Origin of the sequence: Pseudomonas sp. lyk4-R2A-8 (assembly GCF_030209095.1) — a bacterium.
GTDB lineage: Bacteria > Pseudomonadota > Gammaproteobacteria > Pseudomonadales > Pseudomonadaceae > Aquipseudomonas > Aquipseudomonas quebecensis.
The window spans coordinates 378,976-402,734 of the sequence record NZ_JARVSS010000011.1; the positions used below are offsets into that span (position 1 = coordinate 378,976).

General features: G+C 61.4%; 24 protein-coding genes and 1 other RNA gene. 13 read left to right on the forward strand and 12 right to left on the reverse strand.

All coding sequences use genetic code 11. The features are described from left to right. Positions 1-16: 16 nt before the first annotated feature. Positions 17-802: a transporter substrate-binding domain-containing protein gene (locus QRN10_RS12675; RefSeq protein WP_181076378.1), complete on the reverse strand. Its 786-nt coding sequence runs from the start codon at positions 800-802 to the stop codon at positions 17-19. A gap of 260 nt (positions 803-1,062) precedes the next feature. Between QRN10_RS12675 and QRN10_RS12680 the strand changes: the two genes are divergently transcribed. The 6 genes from QRN10_RS12680 (at position 1,063) to QRN10_RS12705 (ending at position 8,334) form a co-directional block, all read left to right on the forward strand. Beyond that, positions 1,063-1,755 carry a FadR/GntR family transcriptional regulator gene (locus QRN10_RS12680; RefSeq protein WP_181076379.1) on the forward strand — a complete coding sequence of 231 codons (693 nt, stop codon included), beginning with the start codon at positions 1,063-1,065 and terminating at the stop codon, positions 1,753-1,755. A 124-nt stretch (positions 1,756-1,879) separates the two neighbouring features. Beyond that, a complete protein-coding gene (gene trxA / locus QRN10_RS12685; protein WP_253509756.1) occupies positions 1,880-2,209 on the forward strand; it encodes a thioredoxin TrxA in 330 nt (109 codons plus the stop codon). 232 nt (positions 2,210-2,441) lie between these two features. Continuing rightward, positions 2,442-3,701 (forward strand): transcription termination factor Rho, encoded by a 1,260-nt coding sequence (gene rho / locus QRN10_RS12690; RefSeq protein WP_003176825.1) that lies wholly within the window; start codon positions 2,442-2,444, stop codon positions 3,699-3,701. Between the two features lie 156 nt (positions 3,702-3,857). Further along, a complete protein-coding gene (locus tag QRN10_RS12695) occupies positions 3,858-5,840 on the forward strand; it encodes an acyltransferase family protein (protein WP_253509755.1) in 1,983 nt (660 codons plus the stop codon). A 59-nt stretch (positions 5,841-5,899) separates the two neighbouring features. After that, entirely contained in the window at positions 5,900-7,366 is a 1,467-nt protein-coding gene (gene ubiD, locus QRN10_RS12700) for a 4-hydroxy-3-polyprenylbenzoate decarboxylase (protein WP_181076382.1), read from the forward strand. Continuing rightward, complete coding sequence (locus QRN10_RS12705) at positions 7,366-8,334, forward strand: CDP-6-deoxy-delta-3,4-glucoseen reductase (protein WP_181076384.1); 969 nt, start codon at positions 7,366-7,368, stop codon at positions 8,332-8,334. The genes ubiD and QRN10_RS12705 overlap by 1 nt, the downstream gene beginning before the upstream one ends. A 22-nt stretch (positions 8,335-8,356) precedes the next feature. On the opposite strand, the gene QRN10_RS12710 is transcribed toward QRN10_RS12705, so the two are convergent. Next, a complete protein-coding gene (locus tag QRN10_RS12710) occupies positions 8,357-8,839 on the reverse strand; it encodes a sn-glycerol-3-phosphate transporter (protein ID WP_285428489.1) in 483 nt (160 codons plus the stop codon). 324 nt (positions 8,840-9,163) lie between these two features. On the opposite strand from QRN10_RS12710, the gene QRN10_RS12715 reads away from it, so the two are divergent. Beyond that, positions 9,164-9,829 (forward strand): gamma-glutamylcyclotransferase, encoded by a 666-nt coding sequence (locus QRN10_RS12715; RefSeq protein WP_181076387.1) that lies wholly within the window; start codon positions 9,164-9,166, stop codon positions 9,827-9,829. Here QRN10_RS12715 and glpT read toward each other — a convergent pair. After that, the gene (glpT, locus tag QRN10_RS12720) at positions 9,813-11,150 is read right to left on the reverse strand and encodes a glycerol-3-phosphate transporter (protein WP_181076389.1); all 1,338 of its coding nucleotides are present in this window, start codon (positions 11,148-11,150) and stop codon (positions 9,813-9,815) included. The genes QRN10_RS12715 and glpT overlap by 17 nt on opposite strands. Before the next feature lie 185 nt (positions 11,151-11,335). Continuing rightward, entirely contained in the window at positions 11,336-12,313 is a 978-nt protein-coding gene (locus tag QRN10_RS12725; protein ID WP_181076390.1) for an NADPH:quinone oxidoreductase family protein, read from the reverse strand. Positions 12,314-12,462: 149 nt separating this feature from the next. Here QRN10_RS12725 and QRN10_RS12730 point away from each other — a divergent pair, with 149 nt between their 5' ends. Beyond that, on the forward strand, positions 12,463-12,879 hold the full coding sequence (locus tag QRN10_RS12730) for a flagellar basal body-associated FliL family protein (protein WP_034101391.1): 417 nt from the start codon (positions 12,463-12,465) through the stop codon (positions 12,877-12,879). 19 nt (positions 12,880-12,898) lie between these two features. Here QRN10_RS12730 and QRN10_RS12735 read toward each other — a convergent pair whose 3' ends face one another. The 4 genes from QRN10_RS12735 to QRN10_RS12750 form a co-directional block, all read right to left on the reverse strand. Continuing rightward, positions 12,899-14,017 (reverse strand): ABC transporter permease, encoded by a 1,119-nt coding sequence (locus tag QRN10_RS12735; RefSeq protein WP_181076392.1) that lies wholly within the window; start codon positions 14,015-14,017, stop codon positions 12,899-12,901. Beyond that, positions 14,017-16,734, reverse strand: coding sequence for a ribosome-associated ATPase/putative transporter RbbA (gene rbbA / locus QRN10_RS12740; protein WP_285428490.1), 2,718 nt, complete (start codon positions 16,732-16,734; stop codon positions 14,017-14,019). Before rbbA ends, QRN10_RS12735 begins: the two co-directional genes overlap by 1 nt. After that, positions 16,731-17,696, reverse strand: a complete 966-nt coding sequence (locus tag QRN10_RS12745) for an HlyD family secretion protein (protein ID WP_253509752.1) — start codon at positions 17,694-17,696, stop codon at positions 16,731-16,733. Before QRN10_RS12745 ends, rbbA begins: the two co-directional genes overlap by 4 nt. Positions 17,697-17,834: 138 nt before the next feature. Continuing rightward, the gene (locus QRN10_RS12750) at positions 17,835-18,284 is read right to left on the reverse strand and encodes an EVE domain-containing protein (protein WP_285428494.1); all 450 of its coding nucleotides are present in this window, start codon (positions 18,282-18,284) and stop codon (positions 17,835-17,837) included. A gap of 195 nt (positions 18,285-18,479) precedes the next feature. On the opposite strand from QRN10_RS12750, the gene QRN10_RS12755 reads away from it, so the two are divergent. Beyond that, positions 18,480-18,626: a hypothetical protein gene (locus QRN10_RS12755; protein WP_181076398.1), complete on the forward strand. Its 147-nt coding sequence runs from the start codon at positions 18,480-18,482 to the stop codon at positions 18,624-18,626. 7 nt (positions 18,627-18,633) lie between these two features. Here QRN10_RS12755 and QRN10_RS12760 read toward each other — a convergent pair whose 3' ends face one another. The 4 genes from QRN10_RS12760 to QRN10_RS12775 form a co-directional block, all read right to left on the reverse strand. Continuing rightward, a complete protein-coding gene (locus QRN10_RS12760) occupies positions 18,634-19,263 on the reverse strand; it encodes a 5-formyltetrahydrofolate cyclo-ligase (RefSeq protein ID WP_285428542.1) in 630 nt (209 codons plus the stop codon). A 58-nt stretch (positions 19,264-19,321) separates the two neighbouring features. Continuing rightward, positions 19,322-19,500, reverse strand: a non-coding RNA gene (ssrS, locus tag QRN10_RS12765) — 6S RNA. 30 nt (positions 19,501-19,530) lie between these two features. Continuing rightward, positions 19,531-19,848 (reverse strand): cell division protein ZapA, encoded by a 318-nt coding sequence (locus tag QRN10_RS12770; RefSeq protein WP_181076399.1) that lies wholly within the window; start codon positions 19,846-19,848, stop codon positions 19,531-19,533. Further along, the gene (locus QRN10_RS12775) at positions 19,845-20,054 is read right to left on the reverse strand and encodes a TIGR02449 family protein (protein ID WP_007982902.1); all 210 of its coding nucleotides are present in this window, start codon (positions 20,052-20,054) and stop codon (positions 19,845-19,847) included. The genes QRN10_RS12770 and QRN10_RS12775 overlap by 4 nt, the downstream gene beginning before the upstream one ends. 137 nt (positions 20,055-20,191) lie before the next feature. Between QRN10_RS12775 and QRN10_RS12780 the strand changes: the two genes are divergently transcribed. The 4 genes from QRN10_RS12780 to QRN10_RS12795 are packed head-to-tail and all read left to right on the forward strand — an operon-like array spanning position 20,192 to position 23,754. Beyond that, positions 20,192-20,749, forward strand: a complete 558-nt coding sequence (locus QRN10_RS12780) for a YecA/YgfB family protein (RefSeq protein WP_285428495.1) — start codon at positions 20,192-20,194, stop codon at positions 20,747-20,749. 20 nt (positions 20,750-20,769) lie between these two features. Continuing rightward, positions 20,770-22,092, forward strand: coding sequence for a Xaa-Pro aminopeptidase (pepP, locus tag QRN10_RS12785; protein WP_253509749.1), 1,323 nt, complete (start codon positions 20,770-20,772; stop codon positions 22,090-22,092). Next, the gene (ubiH, locus tag QRN10_RS12790; protein WP_181076402.1) at positions 22,089-23,276 is read left to right on the forward strand and encodes a 2-octaprenyl-6-methoxyphenyl hydroxylase; all 1,188 of its coding nucleotides are present in this window, start codon (positions 22,089-22,091) and stop codon (positions 23,274-23,276) included. The genes pepP and ubiH overlap by 4 nt, the downstream gene beginning before the upstream one ends. Then, entirely contained in the window at positions 23,269-23,754 is a 486-nt protein-coding gene (locus tag QRN10_RS12795; protein WP_181076403.1) for a DUF4442 domain-containing protein, read from the forward strand. The genes ubiH and QRN10_RS12795 overlap by 8 nt, the downstream gene beginning before the upstream one ends. Positions 23,755-23,759 lie beyond the last annotated feature (5 nt).

Here is a 23,759-nt window from a genome sequence, read left to right on the forward strand (position 1 = left end):
AGTCAGCTCCGTCGCTTCAGAGATCGGCGGGCAGCGGCTCTTTCAGCCATTGCATCGCATTCTTCTCCAGGCTGCCGTCAGCCTTCGCCGCGACCAGGATCTGATTGACCTTCTCCAGCAACGCGGGCTCGTTTTTGTTCACGCCCACGTATACCGGCGAGTCCTTGAGCTTCACTTTCAGCGCCGGTACGCGTTTGGGGTTGCGCTCGCTGATCGCCACCATCACCACGTTGCCGCTGGCGATCAGGTCGACCTGCCCGGCCAGATAGGCGGCGATGGTCGAATTGTTGTCTTCGAAGCGCTTGATCGTGGCTTCCTTGGGCGCCACGGCAGTCAGCTCGATGTCTTCGATGGCGCCGCGGGTCACGCTGATGGTCTTGCCCTTGAGGTCATCGGTGCTGCCGATGGCTGCCTCAGGCGGGCCGAACACGGCCAGGTAGAAAGGCGCATAGGCCTTGGAGAAATCGATGACCTTCTCGCGTTCGGGGTTTTTACCCAGGCTGGAGATCACCAGATCGACCTTGCCGGTGGTAAGGAAGGGAATGCGGTTGGTGCTGTTGACCGGGGTCAGCTCCAGCTTGACCTTGAGTTGATCGGCCAGCAGCCTGGCGGTGTCGATGTCCAGGCCGCGGGGTTTCATGTCCGGGCCGACCGAGCCGAACGGCGGGAAGTCCTGCGGTACCGCGACCTTGAGGGTGCCACGGGCGACGATATCGTCCAGCCCGTCGGCCATGGCAGGCGCCTGGCTCAGCACCAGGCTGGCAAACAGGGCAGTGAGCAGGGCGCGGTAGCGCTGGGTCATGGCAACTCTCCGAGAAGGCGAAGGAATATTCTGTAAGTGGCATATGCCAAGTGCACAGCCCATGCCAGCCGTGGCCGATCGTCCTGCAAGGCTGGGTTTTGCTGGCGCGCAGTGGTCTTACTGGTCTGAACAGTGAGCGGATTTTTCGCACCCTTTTCGAGCGCCGGCAAAACCTCGCGAGCGCCTTTGGGGCGTGGCTTGCCGCCGACTGTGAATAGCTTTACAACTAGCCGCTCAGTCGACTGAAACCTTGAGTTTTTATGAATTCCATCGCCCAAGCGGTACCGGAAGCGGCTCTGCAGGCCATCCGCAAACTCATCAAGGAGCAAGGCTTCGGCCCGGGCGATGCGCTGCCGTCCCAGCGTGACCTGGCGGTGCGGTTGGGGGTGAGCCGAGCGTCGTTGCGCGAAGCGTTGTCGACCCTCAGTGCCCTGGGTGTGGTCAGTGTGCAGCCGGGCAAAGGGGTGTTCGTACACACCTCACAGGAGACCCCGGGAGTTGTCTGGCCTTTTGCGGCGCAGGTCACACCGCTGGAGATTTTCCAGCTGCGCTATGCCCTTGAAGGGTTTGCCGCGGGCCTGGCGGCGGTCACGCTGAGCATCGATGAACTGGACAGCCTGCAAGATAACGTCGAGGCGATGCGCAAGGTGCTCAAGACCGGTGACTTCGACGCGGCCGCGCGGCTGGATTTCGAGTTCCACCAGTGCATCCTGCAGGCCAGCGGCAACCGGGCGATGGTCAGTATTCTGAGTGCCAGCGCGGAGGTTTTTCTGGAAAGTCAGAAACTACCGTTCATCCGGCCGGAACGAGCCATGGAAACCTGGCAGGAGCACCGCAGGATCCTTCGCGCCCTGGCGCGGCGTGCCAGTACCGCGGCACAGAAAACCATGCAGGAGCATGTACGCAACGCGGCGTTACGCACCGGCATCGCTTTCGTGACCCCTGCCATTTAATGCGCCGGGCAATGTGCAAACTCACTTACCACCATAGCAAGACTCAATCAGAGGCGGCTTCCTGAACGGGGGAAGGGCGGCTATGATGGGCAACGTTTTTTTTGCTTACAATCCGGAGACATCCATGAGCAACGATCTTATCAAGCACGTCACGGACGCGACCTTTGACGCTGAAGTACTCAAGGCTCAAGGCCCGGTGCTGGTTGACTACTGGGCTGAATGGTGCGGCCCTTGCAAAATGATCGCTCCGGTCCTGGACGACATTGCAATGGCCTACGAAGGCAAACTGACCATTGCCAAGCTCAACATCGACGAAAACCAGGAAACCCCGGCCAAGCACGGCGTGCGCGGTATTCCTACGCTGATGCTGTTCAAGAACGGCAACGTTGAAGCCACTAAAGTCGGCGCGCTGTCGAAGTCTCAGTTGCAAGCTTTCCTCGACGCCAACATCTAAGCGTCGTCAAAAAAGCCCCGCAATTGGCGGGGCTTTTTCGTAAAGCAGGGCTAGACGCTCCGAAATTCAGGTGTTACATTCGGCCCCGCACTGGTTTCTCCACTGCCCCCTGCAAGCCGTCGCCGACGCATTCCTTTCGATTAGTACGCGATCCTGTCGCCTTCTCCGCGGCGCGGCCTCATTAAGCCAAAAGCTTAATTTCCCCCTCCATAAATGATTACGTCATTCCTATATGAATCTGACTGAACTCAAGCAAAAGCCGATTACCGACCTGCTCCAATTGGCCGAAGAAATGGGCATAGAAAATATGGCCCGTTCGCGCAAGCAGGACGTGATTTTCTCCCTGCTGAAAAAGCACGCGAAAAGCGGCGAGGAAATCTCCGGTGATGGCGTGCTGGAGATTCTCCAGGACGGCTTCGGCTTCCTCCGCTCTGCAGACGCTTCCTATCTCGCCGGCCCTGACGATATCTACGTCTCGCCGAGCCAGATCCGCCGCTTCAACTTGCGCACCGGTGACACCATCGTTGGCAAGATCCGTCCTCCTAAGGAAGGCGAGCGGTATTTCGCCCTGCTCAAGGTCGATACGATCAACTTCGATCGTCCCGAGAACGCGAAAAACAAGATTCTCTTTGAGAACCTGACGCCGCTGTTCCCCACCGTGCGCATGAAGATGGAAGCCGGTAACGGTTCCACCGAAGACTTGACCGGCCGTGTGATTGATCTGTGCGCGCCGATCGGCAAGGGCCAACGCGGCCTGATCGTCGCGCCGCCGAAAGCCGGCAAGACCATCATGCTGCAGAACATTGCCGCGAACATTGCACGTAACAACCCTGAAGTTCACCTGATCGTGCTACTGATCGATGAGCGTCCGGAAGAAGTGACCGAAATGCAGCGCACCGTGCGCGGCGAAGTGGTCGCCTCGACGTTCGATGAGCCGCCGACCCGCCACGTGCAGGTTGCCGAAATGGTGATCGAGAAGGCCAAGCGCCTGGTCGAACACAAGAAGGACGTGGTGATCCTGCTTGACTCCATCACCCGTCTGGCCCGTGCCTACAACACCGTGATCCCGAGCTCCGGCAAGGTATTGACCGGTGGTGTCGACGCCCACGCCCTGGAGAAACCGAAACGTTTCTTCGGTGCCGCGCGGAACATCGAAGAAGGCGGCTCGCTGACCATTATCGCCACCGCGCTGGTTGAAACCGGCTCGAAGATGGACGAAGTGATCTACGAAGAGTTCAAGGGCACCGGCAACATGGAACTGCCCCTGGATCGCCGTATTGCAGAAAAACGCGTCTTCCCGGCCATCAATATCAACCGCTCCGGCACCCGCCGCGAAGAGTTGTTGACCGCCGACGACGAACTGCAACGCATGTGGATCCTGCGCAAGTTGCTGCATCCGATGGATGAAGTGGCCGCCATCGAGTTCCTCATCGACAAATTGAAAACCACCAAGACCAACGACGAGTTTTTCCTGTCGATGAAGCGTAAGTAACCCGACGTTTCAGGTCCGAAAAAATGGCGCCCACACAGGGCGCCATTTTTTTGCGTCGAGATTCAGTCTTTTTTATGGCATAAGTGTCCGTTAAGTAACAAAATTTGTACGCGCGACTACGCTCATTCCTTTCGTCACAGACTGACCCTATTTCTTATGACCACTCTTGCTTACCGCAGAGACATTGACGGCCTGCGTGCCATCGCTGTCCTTGCTGTCGTGTTGTTTCACTTCGGAGTGCCTGGCATCACGGGCGGTTTCGTTGGGGTTGACGTGTTTTTCGTCATTTCCGGCTTCCTGATTACTTCGATTATCTGGCGTGAGCGTCAGGCCGGGCGCTTCAGTTTTATCGACTTCTGGGCGCGGCGCGCGCGTCGCATTCTGCCCGCGCTGTTCGTCATGATGGCGGCCACGCTGATCCTCGGCTGGTTTCTGCTGGCTCCCAAGGATTACGAAGAGCTGGGGCGATCTGCGCATTATCAAGTGACCTTTACCTCCAACCTGCTGTTCTCGCGCCAGCATGGGTATTTCGAAGCGGCCTCTGACATTAAGCCCTTGCTGCACACATGGTCGCTGGCGGTAGAAGAACAGTTCTACATCGTGTTTCCGCTCCTGCTGATGCTGCTTTCGAGTCGACTCAAGCATTGGCGCCTGGCGCTGCTTGCGGTACTGCTGGTGTCGTTTGGCATGAGTGTCTGGGCGGTCGAGCATCAACCGCAGAAAGCGTTTTTCCTGCTGCATCTTCGGGCCTGGGAGTTGTTGGCCGGCGCGATGCTGGCGGTGATGCCCAAGCGCGACTGGCGCGCCTCGCCGCTGCTGGCGCAGGGCGTCAGCCTGGTTTCCATGGGGTTGATCCTGATCGCGGTACTGGGCTACGACGCGACGACCCCCTTTCCTGGCGCGACCGCGCTGTTGCCTGTGCTGGGTGTGGTCGGCTTGATCTGGGCCAATGGGCAGCAACACACCTGGGTCGCTCGCCTGTTGAGTTCACGGGTGATGGTAGGCATCGGGCTGATCTCGTACTCGTGGTACCTGTGGCATTGGCCAGTATTCGTGTACGCCAGCTATGCCGCCGTGGATGGTTTGAGCGCGCTGGAACTGGCCGGCTTGATGCTGCTCTCGCTGGTGCTGGGCTACCTGTCCTGGCGCTTTGTTGAGACGCCGTTCCGGGAGAAGCGCTTGCTCGCCGGGCGCCAGGCGATTCTGACGACGGCCCTGGTGGGTATTTTGTGTCTCGGCCTGACCGGCCTGGCGATCCGCAAAGCCGACGGCGTGCCTTCGCGGTTGCCGGAGCAGGCGTTGCGTTTTGCCCAGGCCAAGAAGTGGAGCCCGGATTTACTGGCCTGCATGGCCGACAAAGACACGCCCGATGAGCGACTGTTCTGCCATTTCGGCCCGAATGGCCGCTCCGTCTCGGCGCTGGTATGGGGCGACAGCCACGCCACGGCACTGATCCCAGCACTCAAGGACGGCGCCGACCGGCATGACCTCAGTCTGGTGGAGGCCAGTTTTGCTGGCTGCATCCCGTTGGACGGCCTGGAGAACATCGCCCGCTGTGCGCATTTCAATCATCGCGTCGAGAAGGCCATGGCCGAGAAACGGTTCAGCGATGTAGTGCTGGCGGCGCGCTGGAGTCTGTATGTCTATGGGCAGATGTCCGGCGACAAGGAGCACGCACTCAAGGACCCGAGCACAGGCAAGTATGTGCGTGCCGTGGCTGAGCAGCGATTCGCCGAGGGCTTGCGCGAGCGAGTGCGGCAATTGCGCGCCGACGGACACCGGGTGTGGCTGGTCAAGGAAGTGCCGCTGCAGAAAATCATCGTGCCTTACCGTCTGAGCCGCCTGGCGATGATGAACCGCCCCGTGGCCGACGAAGGGCTACCGGTCGCCGATCATCTGGAGCGCCAGGCTTTCATTGCTCGTGTGTTCGAGGAGCTGGCGGCGGCGGACACCGGCGTCACGGTGCTGGACCCGGCGCCCTTGCTCTGCGGTGCCGACGGTCTATGCCGTGTCGAACTCAATGGGCGCGCCCTCTATACCGACGATAACCACCTTTCCGAGGTCGGGGCGCGCCACGTCGAGGCGTTCCTGGAGCCGTTGTTCCGTTCCCTGCAATCACGCGAGGTTACGGCCAATTAAGCTGCCAGCCTGCTTCAGAGCAGGTAGGATGTACGCCTATTTTACGGGTGGCATGGTTAATGAAATTCAAGGATCTTCGGGATTTCGTGCAGCAACTTGAGCAGCGCGGAGAGTTGAAACGTATCCAGATGCCGATTTCCCCGGTGCTGGAAATGACTGAGATTTGCGACCGTACCTTGCGTAACAAGGGCCCGGCGCTGCTGTTCGAAAAGCCGACCGGCTTTGATATCCCGGTGCTCGGCAACCTGTTCGGCACGCCTGAGCGGGTTGCCTTCGGGATGGGCGCCGAGTCGGTCAGCGAGCTGCGCGAGATCGGCAAGCTGCTGGCGTTCCTCAAGGAACCCGAGCCGCCCAAGGGCTTGAAGGACGCATGGTCGAAGCTGCCGATTTTCCGCAAGATCATTGCCATGGCGCCCAAGGTGGTCAAGGACGCCGTATGCCAGGAAGTAGTCATCGAAGGGGATGACGTCGACCTGGCCATGCTCCCGGTGCAGACCTGCTGGCCCGGCGACGTCGGCCCATTGATCACCTGGGGCCTGACCGTCACCAAGGGCCCAAACAAAGACCGTCAGAACCTGGGCATCTACCGCCAGCAGGTCATTGGCCGTAACAAAGTCATCATGCGCTGGCTGAGCCATCGTGGCGGTGCCCTGGACTTTCGCGAATGGTGCGAAAAACATCCCGGCCAGCCTTTCCCGGTGTCCGTGGCCCTGGGCGCCGACCCGGCCACCATCCTCGGTGCCGTGACGCCGGTGCCGGACAGCCTCTCCGAATACGCCTTCGCCGGCCTGTTGCGCGGTAACCGCACCGAGCTGGTCAAGTGCCGCGGCAACGACCTGCAGGTGCCGGCCACGGCGGAAATCATCCTGGAAGGCGTGATTCACCCCGGCGAGATGGCCGACGAAGGGCCCTACGGCGATCACACCGGCTACTACAACGAAGTCGACAGCTTCCCGGTCTTCACCGTCGAACGCATCACTCATCGGATCAAACCGATCTACCACAGCACCTACACCGGCCGTCCGCCGGATGAGCCGGCCATCCTTGGCGTCGCGCTCAATGAAGTGTTTGTGCCGATCCTGCAGAAGCAATTCCCCGAGATCACCGACTTTTACCTGCCGCCCGAAGGTTGCTCGTACCGCATGGCCGTCGTAACCATGAAGAAGTCGTACCCAGGCCATGCCAAGCGGGTCATGCTGGGTGTATGGTCGTTTTTGCGACAGTTCATGTACACCAAGTTCGTTATTGTCACTGACGACGACATCAATGCCCGGGACTGGAACGATGTGATCTGGGCCATTACCACGCGCATGGACCCCAAGCGCGACACGGTGATGATCGATAACACGCCGATCGACTACCTCGACTTCGCGTCGCCGGTGTCCGGTCTGGGTTCGAAGATGGGCCTGGACGCCACTCATAAATGGCCGGGTGAAACCACCCGTGAGTGGGGTCGGGTCATTGTCAAGGATGCAGCCGTGACCGCACGTGTCGATGCGATCTGGAAAGAATTGGGAATAGATTGATGCGTGTAACCCTGCAACCTTCCGGCGCCGTACTGGAGCTGGTCCCCGGCGAGCGAATCCTCGAAGGCGCGCGCCGCCTGGGCTACGAGTGCCCCCAGGCCTGTCGCAACGGCGTATGCCACGTGTGTGCCGCGCTGCTGGTGGAAGGCCGGGTGCGGCAGGCGGGTGAGGTGCGGGACCATGGTGAGTTCTACACCTGTATCGCCGAGCCGCTGGAAGATTGCGTGGTGTTGTGGGACGGCGTTCTCGCGCCAGGAGAATTACCGTTGCGCCAATTGGCCTGCCAATTGAGCGAGTGCGTGGAGGTGGGCGGCGATGTATGGCGGGTACGCCTGCGTGCGCCGGCCGGCAAGGCGGTGCGCTACCACGCCGGGCAATACCTGATGATCGAACGGGATAACGGCGAAAAATCCGCCTTTTCCCTGGCGTCCGCGCCCCATGCCGGGCGCGAGCTGGAACTGCATGTGCTGGCCCGCGAAGACAGCGCACGCAATCTGCTGGCCCAGTTGCAGCGCGACCGCATGGCGCGCGTGGAGCTGCCGTTTGGCGATACCCACCTGGCCGAGCTGCCCGACGGCCCGCTGGTGTTGATCGCGGCGGGCACCGGCATGGCGCAGATGCACAGCCTGATCGAGCATTGTCGGGCCTCCGGGTTCAAACACCCGGTGCACCTGTACTGGGGAGTGCGTCGCCCGGAAGATTTCTATGAGATCGAGCACTGGGCTCAATGGCAGCAACTGCCCAATCTGTTCCTGCACAAGGTTGTCAGCGACCTGTGCGGGTGGGAAGGGCGTTGCGGTCTTTTGCATGAAGCGGTGTGCGAGGACATCCACGATCTGAAGACCGTACACGTCTATGCCAGCGGTTCACCGGCGATGATCTACGGTACGTTGGATGCGCTGGTGGAGGCCGGCATGGACGCGCACCAGATGCGCGCTGACGTATTTGCCTACGCCCCCCGGCCCTGAGTGGGAGGGGGCTTGCCTGTGCTTAGAATCGTACGCCTGTCGTCACCATCGCGGCGTTGAAGCCCAACAGCACCAGCTCCGCCGCCACCGGTCCGTAATGGGTACCCACTGAAGGAATGATCACCGGCGCCACGCCGAATCGATTCAATGGGATCTTGTCGCGATACTCGCCGCGATAGCCTTGGAGCGCGCCGCCGGTCAGTTTTACGTACACCGGGTAATCCGCCATGTCATAGCGTTTGCCTCCATAGACGTAATACGAACGCTGGCTGAACGAGTTGCGAAAAGTCGCCCCGCCATAAACAAGGCCTGAGGCTTCATTGCGTTCCAGGCCGATCAGGTCCTGATTGTTATTGTGGCCTGGGTCGGGAGAAAAGTGCCGGGTGTAGACGCTGGTCTGGGCGTGCCAGAAACTTTTTTCATCCCCGGCAGGCGGTGCTTCGGCGGCCAGCGCGGTGGTGGCCTGAGCCAGGAACACCAGGCCGGGCAATCGAATTTTTTTCATGGGTGTGACCTCGATAGTCGGTATGAAGGGCGGCTAAGTGGGTCGTTGTGCGCGCTATTTTGACGGCAGGATCGTGCCCCAGGCTGAACCGGGGCTGAAGGTAGCGAGATTAGCCGCTCCAATCCTGACGAGCGGCCGTTGGGCTTATATCCGTGCTTATTCACTTCCGGTATTTAGTGTCGCCAGTGGATGTCCCTAAGCTACACCCGCGAGGTCGCTGGCTCAGCGCGGCCCGGACTTTTTCCCTTAACGGTTCCTGCGGCGCGTTTTATTACGCTAAAGTCGCTTACAACTGGTTACACAGGAGGCGCACCGCTTTTCGCCATGACCGTCATTGAAACCGATCTTCTGCAGTTGGCTTACCCTCCGCGGCTCGATCTGGGACCGCAACTCACTCACGAACAGTTAATGAGCTCCATGCAGGCCACGATGGCCCGGCATAAGGGCGGGCCGGTCTGGCTGTTTGCGTATGGTTCATTGATCTGGCGACCTGAATGCTCGTCGACCGAGCGGGTACGGGCGCGGGTCCACGGTTATCACCGCGGCCTGTATTTGTGGTCCCATGAGCACCGTGGTACGCCGGAGTTGCCGGGGTTGGTCTTTGGCTTGGATCGAGGCGGATCGTGCAGCGGGTTTGCCTATCGCTTGCCCGAGGATCAGTTGGAAGCCTCGCTGTATGCCTTATGGCAGCGCGAGATGCCCTACCCCTCGTACCGACCGCACTGGCTCAGTTGCCGGCTGGAGGATGGTACTCAGGTGCAGGCGTTGGGGTTTGTATTGGAGCGGCACCTGCCCAGCTACGCCGGCAACCTGCCCGACATCGTGCTCAACCATGTGTTGCAAAGCGCGAGCGGGCGTTACGGTACGACGCGCGACTATGTCGAACAAACCGTCAACGCCCTGCGCAGCCACGCCATGCCAGATAAGAACCTGGAGGCGCGGCTCAAGCGGTGTGCAAAAGGGGCTCAGGCGCTTAACGGGCCGAGCTGACACTGTTGGTGTGCCACAGGGTCGGGATCAGGAATGCGATGGCCAGCAGACACGCGCCGATCAGCAGCACAAAACCGCCGTCCCAGCCGAAATGGTCAACGGTGTAGCCCATAGCCGCACTTGCCGCCACCGAACCACCCAGGTAACCGAACAACCCTGTAAAACCCGCGGCAGTGCCGGCGGCCTTCTTCGGTGCCAGTTCCAGCGCCTGCAGACCGATCAGCATCACCGGGCCGTAGATCAGGAAACCGATCGACACCAGCGCGATCATGTCCACGGTCGGATTGCCTGGCGGGTTCAACCAGTACACCAGAGTCGCAACGGTCACCAGCCCCATGAACACGATGCCGGTCAGGCCTCGATTGCCACGGAAGATCTTGTCCGACATCCAGCCGCACAGCAGCGTGCCCGGGATGCCCGCCCATTCATAGAAAAAGTAAGCCCACGACGATTTATCCACCGTGAAGTGCTTGGCTTCCTTGAGGTAGGTCGGCGCCCAGTCCAGTACGCCGTAGCGCAGCAGGTAGACAAATACGTTGGCAAAGGCGATGTACCACAGCATTTTGTTGCGCAGCACGTATTTGACGAAGATTTCCTTGGCGCTGAATTCGTCTTCGTGGCTGGCGTCGTAGCCTTCCGGGTAGTCATTCTTGTATTGCTCGATAGGCGGCAGGCCGACCGATTGCGGGGTGTCGCGCATGGTAATGAAGGCGAACGCCGCCACCGCCAGGGCCACGGTAGCCGGTACATAGAACGCCGCATGCCAGTCGTTGAACCAGGCCATGCCCAACAGGAACAGCGGGCCGATCAGGCCGCCGCCGACGTTGTGCGCTACGTTCCACACCGACACCACGCCGCCGCGTTCCTTCTGCGACCACCAGTGCACCATGGTCCGTCCGCTCGGCGGCCAGCCCATGCCCTGGGCCCAGCCGTTGATGAACAGCAGGATGAACATCATGGTCACGCTGGACGTCGCCCAAGGCGCGAAACCGAAAATGAACATCACGCCCGCCGAGACCAACAGGCCAAAGGGCAGGAAGTAGCGCGGGTTGGAGCGGTCGGACACCAGGCCCATCAGGAACTTGGACAGGCCGTAGGCAATCGCGATAGCCGACATCGCCAGGCCCAGTTCGCCACGGCTGTACCCGTCTTCGATCAGGTAAGGCATGGCCAGGGAGAAGTTTTTGCGTAGCAGGTAGTAACCGGCGTACCCGAAGAAAATACCGGCGAAGATCTGCCAGCGCAGACGTCGGTAGGTACTGTCGATTTTTTCTTCAGGCAGGGGCGCCTGGTGCGCGGCAGGACGAAAGAAAGCAAACATTCAAGAGCTCCAGATTTCTTGTTTTGACTGCGGATGCGAATGTTACAGTTTCGTTACCGAAAATAGCATCGCCGCTTAAGCGCCACCACAGGAAAATGAGAGCAATTGCATGTTCTCTTACGAACACCAGAGATTAAATGGGGGAGGGGCTTGCCCCTCCCACGTTTGATTGCATTTCAGGTTAGTCAGCGGGTCTGCACGACGACCTTGCCGACCGCCTTGCGCTGGCCGAGGTCATTGATGGCCTGGGCAGCCTGCTCCAGCGGATACACCTGCGACACCAACGGCTTGAGCTTGCCCTCGGCATACCAACTAAACAGTTGCTGGAAGTTCGCCGCGTTATCCTGCGGCTGGCGTTGTGCAAACGACCCCCAGAACACCCCGACCACCGCCGCGCCCTTGAGCAGCGCCAGGTTCACCGGCAGCTCGGGGATGCGCCCGCTGGCAAATCCCACCACCAGCAGGCGGCCGTTCCAGGCGATGGCGCGCACGGCCTGGTCGAAGAGGTCACCGCCCACTGGGTCGTAGATCACGTCGGCGCCGTTGCCGTCGGTGAGGCGCTTGATCTCATCCTTCAGGCTGGCTTCGCTGTAATTGATCAATTCATCGGCACCCGCGGCCTTGGCGATTGCGAGCTTGTCGGCGCTGCTGGCGGCGGCGATCACCCGGGCGCCCATGGCTTTACCGATTTCCACCGCGGCCAGGCCCACCCCACCGGAGGCACCGAGCACCAGCAGGGTCTCGCCGGGTTGCAGGTGAGCCCGTTGTTTGAGCGCATGCATCGAGGTGCCGTAAGTCATGCTGAAGGCGGCGGCGGTGTTGAAGTCCATGCTCGGCGGGATCGGCAGCACGTTGTAGCCCGGCACCGCGACCTGCTCGGCAAAGCTGCCCCAGCCGGTCAACGCCATGACGCGATCGCCCACCTTCAAATGGCTGACTTTTTCTCCCACCTCGCTGACCACGCCTGCGGCTTCACCGCCCGGCGAGAACGGAAAGGGCGGTTTGAATTGGTATTTGCCCTCGATGATCAGGGTGTCGGGAAAGTTGACCCCGGCGGCATGCACGTCCAGCAGGATTTCGTTTTTCTTGATCGCCGGGCTGGCGATATCTTCCAGCACCAGGGTTTCGGCGGGGCCGAAGGCTTTGCACAGCACAGCTTTCATCGGACTATTCCTTTTGGCGTCGTGGCCGATAAGTGTAGGAGGGCAGGCCCCTGGGTCAACAAGCATGCCCCGGCCTGATAAGTCGCCATAAGCTTGTGCTCAGCCTTGCTAGCGTTATGCTACCGGGCACCGAATGTGAGGAATGAATTGTGAAAGCGCGGATTCTGTTGATGCTGGCCTTGATCCTGCCGATGGCGGTACAGGCCGAAGAAGCCAAGGAAGGCAAAGAAGGCGAGGCGCCGAAGGTCAGCTATATCAGCCTGAGCCCGCCGTTCGTGGGTAACTATGGCCTGGATGGCACGGCAAAACTCAAAGTGTTCAAGGCCGACATCGCCCTGCGCGTGACCGGTACCGAAGCGGCCGCCGCCGTTAAGGCCAACGATGCCTTGATCCGCAACCAACTGGTGGCGCTGTTCACACAGCAGACCAACGAGGCGATGAGCACCGTTGAGGGTAAGGAAAAACTGCGCCAGGAAGCCTTGAAGCAAACTCAGCAAGTGATGAACGATGAGACCGGCAAGCCGATGGTCGAAGACCTGTTGTTCAACAACCTGATCATCCAGTAAGCACACCAGGTGCGCGGTTTCAGGACGCCAGGCTCTTCCTGAATCGCGCCAGCGCCACGGCGAAAAACAGCAGGCCGATCGCGGTCAACGCCAGCAAATCCGGCCACACCACGCCCACACCCGCGTCGCGGAACAGAATCGCCGCGCTCAGGCTCACAAAATGCGTCGACGGCGAGCCCTGCATCACCCACTGCAGCCACTCGGGCATGCTGTCCAGGGGCGTGCTGCCGCCGGACAGCAACAGCATGGGGATAATCACCGGAATCGCCAGCAACCCGAATTGCGGGGTCGAGCGGGCGAGGGTGGCGAGGAAAATTCCCAGGGCGGTACTGGCGAACAGGTACAACGCCGTCACCAATAGAAATAATCCCAGCGAGCCGGCCAGCGGTACGCCCAGCAAGCCTTTGACCACCACTTCCAGTGATACCCAGGTACACAACACCACCACCAGCATGTTGCTCCAGATTTTTGCCAGCATGATTTCCAGCGCAGTCAGCGGCAGCACCAGCAAATGGTCAAGCGTGCCGTGCTCGCGCTCGCGCAGCAGGGCGGTGCCGGTCAGCACGATGGCGAGGATGGTGATGTTGTTGACGATCTGGATCACCGCCAGGAACCAGCCGCCTTCCAGGTTAGTGTTGAACAGCGAGCGAGTGGTCAGCCGCGCCGGTGTCTGTGCGGCGGCATCGGCCTGGCCGCTGTAGCTCAGCAACTCGCGCTGGAAAATCCGGCCAATGTAACCGGCGCCCATGAACGCCTGGCTCATGGCCGTCGCGTCCACGTTGACCTGCACGCTGGGTTGGCGCCCGGCCAGCAGGTCGGCCTGGAAATTGGCCGGCACATTGATCACGAAGGTGTACTCGCCGCTGTCCATGGCCTGGTCCAGCAGGTTGTAGGGCAACGCCGCCGGCGCCTGGAACTCCGGCGGTTGCAGGGCCTCGCCGAGTTGCCGGGACAGGGCGCTATGGTCCTCATCCACCAGCGCCACGCTGGCGTTATGCACACCAATCACCGAACCGGCGGCGGGCATGTAAATGGCCACGGTGAAGGCGTAAAACAGAAACAGCAGCAGTACGCTGTCGTGGCGCAGGCTGGTGAGTTCTTTCAGGCCCAGGCGCAGGATATGCGCAAACTTATGCATCAGACCTCCTGCTTCTTGAGCATCACCAGGCTCAGCCCGGTGAACCCGACAAAAAACCCGAACAGCGCCAGGCACTGCGGCCACAGCTGGCGCAGGTCCAGAGCCTTGGTAAAGGTGCCCACCGCAATATCCAAAAAGTGCCCGGCCGGAAACAGCATGCCCATCAGCGCTGCGGCGCCTTCCAGGGATGAGCGCGGCACGATCAGCCCGGAGAACTGGATGGTCGGCAGGCTGGTGATGATCATCGTGCCGAGGATCGCCGCGATCTGGGTGCGCGTGAACGCTGAAATCAGCAGGCCCATGCTGGTGGTGGCCAGCACATACAGCAGCCCACCGAATGCCAATGCCAGGCCGCTGCCCTTGAATGGCACGCCAAACAGCCAGCGATTCATTGCCACCAGCAGGGCCAGGTTGACCAGGCTCACGAGCAGGTATGGCGCTTGTTTGCCCAGCAGGAATTCCAGGCGGGTCAGCGGTGTGGCGTAAAAGTTGGTGATTGAGCCCAGCTCCTTTTCACGCACGATGCCCAGCGCGGTGAGCATGGCCGGGATAAACGCCAGGATCAGCGCCATCACCCCAGGGCCGATGGCATTTACGCTGACCACGTCCTGGTTATAGCGGAAACGGGTTTCGAGTTTGGCGGCGGCTTGCGGGCTGCGCGGCAGGCTGCTCAATTCGGCCAATTGCTGAAGGTTGCCCAGGTGTACGGCTTCCACATAGTTACGGCTGGTTTCCGCGCGAAACGGCATGCCGCCGTCGAGCCAGGCGGCCACCGTGGGCTGGCGCCCGGCGTACAGGTCGCGGCCAAAGCCCGGCGGGATCTCCAATGCCAGTTTGATTTCCGAGCGTTGCAGGCGCCGGTGCAGTTCATCCGCATCCTGAATGGGCGGCCGTTCGGCGAAATAGCGTGAGCTGCGAAACGCTTCCAGATAGGCGCGGCTTTGCGCGGTCTGGTCCTGGTCGTAGACAGCGAACGCCAGCTTTTCCACATCCAGCGAAATCCCGTAGCCAAAGATCACCATCATGAACATCGCCCCGAGCAGCGCGAAGGCCATGCGCACTTTGTCGCGCAACAGTTCTTTGCCTTCACGGCTGGCCACGGCCAACAGGCGCGCCAGGCTGAAACCGCGCTTGCCCTGCAGCGGTGCGCTGGCTTCGCTGACGGTTTGGCTCGGCGCGGCGGGTTCGGCTTCACCTTGGGCCTGCTCCAGGCACGTGACGAATGCGGCCTCCAGGGTCTCGCCTTTGAATTGTTGCTGCAGCGCGTGCGGCGTGTCGCAGGCCAGCACCTTGCCGGCGTGCATCAGTGAGATGCGGTCGCAGCGCTGGGCTTCGTTCATGAAGTGGGTGGACAGGAAAATCGTCACCCCTTGCTCGCGGGACAGCTCGATCAGCAACCGCCAGAAATCGTCCCGGGCGGCCGGGTCGACGCCGGAGGTCGGCTCGTCGAGGATCAACACTTCCGGGCGATGCAGCACCGCGACCGCCAGGGACAGGCGCTGGCGCAGGCCCAGCGGCAGCTCGCCCGACGGCTGTTCGGCAACGTTGGTCAGCTCAAAGCGCTGGATCAGCTCGTCGATGCGCGGGCCGCTGTCGGCCTTGGGCAAGTCGAACAATTGCGCATGCAGCGCCAGGTTCTGGCGCACGCTGAGTTCGCCATACAGCGAAAAACTCTGGGACATGAACCCCACGCGCTTGCGGGTGGCCAGGTCTTTGGCGTCCACCGTCTTGCCCAGCAGCGTCGCGCTGCCTTCCGTGGCCGGCATCAGCCCGGTGAGGACCTTCATGGTGGTGGTCTTGCCGCAGCCGTTGGAGCCCAGGAAGCCGAAGATCTCCCCACGGCCGATCGCGAAGCTGACCTTGTTCACTGCAGTGAAGTCGCCAAAGCGCAGGGTCAGGTCGTGGGCCTCGATGGCGATGTCGGTGCTGGCGCTTTCCCTCGGAGGGATCACCAGCGGCGCTTTGTCGTGAGCGCCGTCGCCCTGGAAGTGGGTGAACGCCTCATCCAGTTTGCCGCTGGGGGTGGCGGCGGCGAGGTCACGACTCAAGCCATTGGCGATCAGCGTGCCGCGATCGAGCATCAGGCAGTGTTCGAATTGCTCGGCTTCTTCCATGTAGGCGGTGGCGACCAGCAAGGTCAGTTGCGAGCGTTCGCGGCGCACCGTTTCGACCAGCTCCCAGAAGCGTCGGCGCGACAGCGGGTCGACACCCGTGGTGGGCTCGTCGAGGATCAGCAGGTCGGGCTCGTGGATCAGCGCGCAGCACAGGCCGAGCTTTTGTTTCATCCCCCCGGACAGCTTGCCGGCGGGGCGCTCGGCGAAGCGTTCAAGGTCGGTGGCCAGCAGCAGGCTGTGCATGCGCCGATCACACTCGGTTTTCGACAAGCCGAACAGCGTGGCAAAGAAGCGTATGTTTTCGCGGATCGACAGCTCGGGGTACAGGTTGCCGCCCAGGCCCTGGGGCATGAAGGCGATGCGCGGGTACAGGCTATTGCGATGGCGGCGGTCGGTGATTGCACCGCCGAGGACCTCGAGCTGGCCGGCCTGCAGCTTCTTGACCCCGGCGATCAGGCCCAGCAGGCTGGATTTGCCCGCACCGTCCGGGCCGATCAGCCCGCAACGCGTGCCGGCGGGCAGGCTGAACGCAATATCGACCAGCGCCTGTTGCTGGCCGTAGCGGTGGTTGATCCCCGTGGCGTGCAGTGCCAGGCCGGTCATTGCAGGTTGGCCGGCCAGTCTATATCGGCCGTGCGCACGTAACCGGCGCCCGGCATGCCGGGCTTGGCCTGCGGCACGGCGCTGGGTTGGGTCAGGCGCAGCTTGACGCGAAACACCAGTTTTTGCCGCTCATCGCGGGTTTCCACTTCTTTAGGGGTGAATTGCGATTTGGCCGCGACAAACGTGATTTTCGCCGGCAGCGCCTGCTGGGGCAGGGCATCGAGCAGGATGCGGGCGTCGCTGCCCACTGTCAGGCGACCGGCCACCGAGGCGGGCAAGTACAGGTTCATGTATTGATCCTCGGGATCGATCAGCAGCAACACGCGGCCGCCGGCACCGAGCACTTCGCCGGGCTCGGCCAGGCGCAGTTGGATGATGCCGTCGATAGGCGCGCGCAGGCTGCTGTCATCGATTTCGCTGGTGAGCTGAGCCACTTGCGCCTGGGCAGCGCCGATGGCGGCCTTGGCCGAATTGACCTGCGCCAGCGCGGCGACCACCGCTGCATTACCGGTGTTGTGCCGCGCCTGCTGCTGATCGATCAGTTGGCTGCTGGCGAAGCCGCGCTTGTACAGCTCCTGGGTGCGCTTGAGTTCCTGGTTGGCCAGCAGTTGTTCGCTCTGGCGCAGTTGCACGTTGGCTTCAGCGGCGGCGAGGTTTTCCCTGGCGCGCACCACTTCGGCTTCGGCCTGGGCACGCTGGGCCTCCAGGGTGCGGGTGTCCATGCGCGCCAGCAATTGACCCTTGAGCACCTTGTCGCCTTCGTCCACCCGCACATCGGCCAGGCGCCCAGGGATTTTCGCGGCGATCTGCACTTCGGTGGATTCCAGACGACCGTTGCCCATGCTCAGACCGTCGGGCAACCGGTCCTGGGTGGATTTCCAATAACCGAACCCGCCGGCGGCGACCAGCAATGCGATCAGAAGGGTGGCAAACAGCTGAGAAGTGCGAGGGTTCGTCGACATGGAAGCATCCTGCTGCGTTAGCGTCCTAGTTTGACGGTATCGCCGCTGCGGGCGTTGATACCGGTCAAATGAAGGGCAAGCCTAACGTGGTTGCGGCGAAGATGCTTGCGGCGTGAGCGTGACCGTAGGGTTCTGTGCCTAGCGCAGCGCCAGTACGGCGGCCCATTGCTCGGCGGTGACCGGCATTACCGAGAGCCGGCTGCCTTTTTGCACCAGAGGCAGTTCGGCGAGCGCTGTCTGCTGTTTCAGGTAACCCAGGCCCAGTACTTCGGGGAAGGTCTGGACATGAGCGACGGTGATCGCGCTCCACGGATTTTTTTCCGGGCTGGCTTTGGCGTCGAAGTAATGGCTGTCGGGTTCCAGTGCGGTCGGGTCCGGGTAGGCGGCCTCGATGATTTTACCGATGCCGGCAATGCCCGGTTCGGGGCAACTGGAGTGGTAAAAGAAGAACTCATCGCCCACCGCCATAGCGCGCAGGAAATTGCGCGCCTGGTAGTTGCGCACGCCGTCCCAGCGAGCTTCGCCGAGCTTTTCCAAGCCTTTGATGGAGAGTTCATCGGGCTCGGATTTCATCAGCCAGTAGGCCATTCTTGGGCTCCTCAAACAGGCATTGGGCAAGTTGTCGGGCAATTACCGGACAAACCGACAGTCGGTTGGCGTCAAGGTTTGCGTGTTGGTTCACGTTAACGCAAAATGCCGGGATTTTAAGCTTGACGCCGCTGCAACGGACTACTTTGGAACGTTGTTGTCATCGTGTACGAGGTGCCTGAAGGGGGGCAATCGATGCAACGTAAACCGGATTTACTATGGATATTGGTTATTTTGTTTGGTCTGGGCGTCGTGACCACCGGGTATGCGCAGAGCTTGTGGTCGACCAAGACCGATGCGCCGGTTGAATTGTCACCTGTGCAACAACAGTACAAGCGTTAATCTGGCTTCAAGGCGTCGCTGATTCCAGCGACGCTTCTGCGATATACCACTGCTTATCCGTCACCGTGCCAGCCATCGGCACATCCCAACTTGCCTGCGCCAAGCGATCAACCTTCTGACATTCATGGGCCAGACCCAGCAAGGTCGGCTTGCGCCAATGCTGGCGTCGGGCAAGATAAGCGAGGCTGCGGTCATAGAAGCCTCCCCCCATGCCCAGGCGGCCACCTTCATCATCAAACCCCACCAGCGGCATCAGTACCAGGTCCAGCGCCCACAGCTTGCGTTGCTGGCGGATATTGCCCCGTGGTTCCAGGATGCGAAAGCGATTAGGCAGCAGCTTTTCTCCAGGCCGCACGCGCTGGAACACCATCTTCGTACGCGGCCACGCACTGAGCACCGGCAGGTAAGTGGCTTTGCCCCGGCGCTGGGCGGCGCGCAGCAGCAGGCGCGGATCGATTTCACCGTCCGTCGGTAGATACAAGGAAATATGTCTGGACCGGCGAAACAGCGGATGCTGTGCCAGTTGCCGATACAGGCCCTGTGCGGCCTCGCGTTGCTTGCTCGGCGTCAGGGCGCGGCGGGCTTTGCGCAACAGGCGTCGAAGTTGCGGGCGGGAAAGCGGCGCAGGTTCGGTCATGGCTGTTCGGCTCATAAAACAATGCCAGTCCTGGGACTGGCATTGAGTTTGGGAATTCAGGCTCCCCGACAGAGCCGCTGTCGACTTAGCCCTTGAACCCGAAAGTTCAAGGTGGAAGAAGCAGTAGGCTTTAAGGCTTTCCGTCTAGCGGACATGCACACCAGCCCAACGTGCAACTTCCAGGGTAGTGCGAATCGGCTCAGGGACATCGCCGACTGGCAAACACGCCAGGGAGTGGGGCGAGTATACCTTAAACAGACGCAGCAATCAGCCCTTGGGTGCATCCGAGTCGCTGGAGAGCGCCAGGTCCACGCGTTCGAGCAGGTCGCGCACCTGCTCGCGTGTCGAGCCGCTGGCCTGTACATCCGGGCGTTCCTGCTTATGCAGCAGGTCATGGGTGATGTTCAGCGCGGCCATTACGGCGATGCGGTCGGCGCCGATGACTTTGCCGCTGCTGCGGATTTCACGCATCTTGCCATCCAGGTAGCGGGCGGCGCTCACCAGGTTGTTGCGCTCTTCCTGGGGGCAGATTATCGAATATTCTTTGTCGAGGATCTGCACGGTGACGCTATTGCTTGAACTCATGAGTCTTGCTCCAGGGCCTTCAGGCGCGAAATCATCGATTCGACCTTACGCCGGGCGATTTCGTTTTTTTCAATGAGGTGAGCGCGTTCCTCGCGCCAGGTCTTTTCCTGAGCTAATAGGAGTCCGTTTTGACTCTTAAGTTGCTCGACCCGAGTAATTAGCAGCTCAAGTCTGGCCATCAGCGCTTGCAGGTCGGTGTCTTCCATTGGGTTCCACTGGATTTGTCTGATGAATGGCGACTGCAGGATAAACGATCTGACGCCCTTGATAGTCGGGTGCGTCTGCCGGTGCTAGGATACAGCGCTTCATTCTAGACATCGCGCCGCCTGGCGCCTAGCTCATCATGCCCACTAAGAACTCCCCGTACGACGCTTTTTCCACTCTGCTGAACGCCAGCGGTCACCCTTGCTCCCCCGCCGAGCTCCACGGCGTACTGCTGGGTCGCAGCTGCACCGGTGTTGGTTTCGACGCCGACAACTGGCTCGCCGATGTGGCCGAGCTGCTGGAAAAAGAGCCCGAAGACAAAGTGCGCAATGCGCTGATCGGCCTGCAGGAAATGGTCAAGGGCGAGCTGACCGGTGATGACATCACCGTGGTTCTGCTGCTGCCGACCGACGACGCGCCGCTCACCGAGCGCGCCGCCGCGCTGGGCCAATGGTGCCAGGGCTTCCTCCATGGTTTCGGCGTGAACGCCGGCGGCCTGGAGCTGAGCACCGACGCCAAGGAAGTGCTGCAGGACCTGGCCGCCATCTCCCAAGTGCAAGACGCGCTGGAAGAGTCCGAAGACGGCGAAGGCGATTACATGGAAGTCATGGAATACCTGCGCGTCGCGCCGCTGCTGCTGTTCACCGAGACCCGAAAATCCGCTGAACCTGCCGCGCCCAAGCCGTCGCTGCACTGAGAAAGGACACCCATCTGCCCATGATCCATATCCCCAAAGCGGAATACACCCGACGCCGCAAGGCGCTCATGGCGCAGATGGAACCCAACAGCATCGCGATCCTGCCGGCCGCTGCCGTGGCGATCCGCAACCGTGATGTGGAGCATGTGTACCGCCAGGACAGCGACTTCCAATACCTGAGTGGTTTTCCCGAACCCGAAGCGGTGATCGTGCTGATGCCCGGTCGCCAGCATGGCGAGTACGTGCTGTTCTGCCGCGAACGCAATGCCGAACGCGAGCTGTGGGATGGCCTGCGCGCCGGCACCGAAGGCGCAATCCGTGAGTTCGGTGCCGACGATGCCTTCCCCATTACCGACATCGACGACATCCTGCCCGGCCTCATTGAAGGTCGCGACCGCGTGTACTCGGCCATGGGCAGCAATGCCGAATTCGACCGGCATTTGATGGAGTGGATCAACGTGATCCGCTCCAAGGCCCACCTGGGCGCGCAGCCTCCGAACGAATTCGTTGCCCTGGATCATTTGCTCCACGACATGCGTCTGTATAAATCGGCGGCGGAACTGAAGGTGATGCGCGAAGCCGCGCGGATTTCCTGCGCCGCCCATGTGCGGGCGATGCAGGCCAGCCGCGCCGGCCTGTACGAATTCAGCCTGGAGGCCGAGCTGGACTACGAATTCCGCAGGGGGGGCGCGAAAATGCCGGCCTACGGGTCCATCGTCGCCGCCGGGCGCAACAGCTGCATCCTGCACTACCAGCAGAATGACGCACCGCTCAAGGACGGCGATCTGGTGTTGATCGACGCCGGTTGTGAAATCGACTGCTACGCCAGCGACATCACGCGCACCTGGCCGGTCAATGGTCGGTTTTCGCCGGAGCAGAAGGCAATCTACGAAATCGTGCTGGCTTCCCAGGAGGCGGCGTTTGCGCAGATCGCCCCCAACAAGCACTGGAACCAGGCCCATGAGGCCACCGTGCAGGTCATCACCGCCGGGCTGGTAAAGCTGGGGCTGTTGCAGGGCGAGGTCGACGAGTTGATCGCCAGCGAAGCTTATAAAACGTTTTACATGCACCGCGCCGGGCACTGGCTGGGCATGGATGTGCACGATGTAGGCGAGTACAAAGTAGGCGGTGAGTGGCGCGTGCTGGAAGTCGGCATGGCGCTGACCGTGGAACCGGGGATTTATATTTCGCCGGACAACCAGAACGTGGCAAAGAAATGGCGTGGCATTGGCGTGCGCATCGAGGACGACGTGGTAGTGACCAAGCAAGGCTGTGAAATTCTGACCGGCGGCGTGCCCAAGACTGTCGCCGACATCGAAGCGTTGATGGCGGCTGCCCGATGAGCCGGGTCAGCCTGGCGATTATCGGCGGCGGCCTGGTGGGCGCCAGCCTGGCGCTGGCGTTGCAGGCCGGGGCCAAGGCGCGCGGTTGGAAGATCGTGCTGATCGAACCGTTCGCTCCCGGCGACAGCTACCAGCCCAGCTACGACGCGCGCTCCTCGGCGCTGTCGTTTGGCGCCCGGCAGATCTACCAGCGGTTGGGCCTGTGGCAGGCCATCGCTCGTCGCGCCGAGCCGATCAAGCAGATTCACGTCTCCGACCGCGGGCGTTTTTCCACCGCGCGCTTGTCCGCCATGGAAGAAGGTGTGCCGGCCCTTGGCTATGTGGTGGAAAACGCCTGGCTGGGCCAATGCCTGTGGCAAGGGCTGGACAGCGACGTGGTGAGCTGGCGTTGCCCGGCGCATGTCACGCGCATGACGCCACTGCCCGACGGCTATCGCCTGACCCTCGACGATGAAACCGAGTTGGCGTGCGACCTGGCGATCCTGGCCGATGGCGGCCGTTCCGGTTTGCGCGAACAACTGGGCATCGGCGTGAAAACCCGACCGTATAACCAGAGTGCGCTGATCGCCAACATCACCCCGAGTGAAGCTCACAACGGCGAAGCCTTCGAACGCTTCACCGATGATGGCCCGATGGCCTTGCTGCCGCTGCCGGACAACCGCTGTGCACTGGTGTGGACGCGCGTCGGGATGGACGCCCAGCGCCTGGCCGATCTCGACGAACGCAGTTTCCTCAGCGAACTGCAGAGCGTGTTCGGCTATCGCCTGGGCACCCTCAAGCAAGTCGGTGCGCGACATTTGTATCCGCTGACATTGGTGGAAGCCGAAGAGCAAGTGCGCTCTCACCTGGCCATCATCGGCAATGCCGCCCACAGCCTGCACCCGATTGCCGGGCAGGGTTTCAACCTGTCCCTGCGTGACGCGCACGCCTTGGCCGAAGCCTTGCTGGCCGGGCCGGCGGTGCCGGGAGATCTGGCAACGTTGCAAGCCTACCGTGACCGCCAGCGCATGGATCAGACGCTCACCGTGGGCTTTTCCGACCAGGTCACGCGGCTGTTTGGCAGTGCACAACCGTTAGTGGCGATGGGTCGCAACATGGGGCTGTTGGGCCTGGATCTGTTGCCACCGGCCAAGCGCTGGTTCGCCCGGCAGGCCATGGGCCTGGGCACGCGCCCCGATGCGTAAGTGGCTGATAGAGCGACTGGGCAAGGCGCGCCTGTTGCGCTGGATCATGACGGTGTACCCGCCGTACCTGGGCGCGGGTATCAGCGTGCAGCACATGAGCGCCGACTTTCGGCACGTCAAAGTGCGCATGGGCCTGGGCTGGTACAACCGCAACTACGTAGGGACGCAGTTCGGCGGCAGCCTGTATTCGATGGTCGATCCGTTCTACATGCTGATGCTCATGGAGAACCTGGGGCGCGATTACATTGTCTGGGACAAGGCCGCCAGCATCGACTTCATCTCGCCGGGCAAAGGCCCGGTGTATGCCGAATTTTTTATCGACGACACCCTGCTCGATGAGGTGCGCCGTCAGACCGAAGGGGGCGAGAAATATCTGCCTCATCTTAAGGTCCAGATTCATGACGGCTCCGGCACCCTGGTGGCGCGGGTCGACAAAACCCTTTATGTGCGGCGCAAGCCGCCAGTGAGACAGGCTTAAAGCAT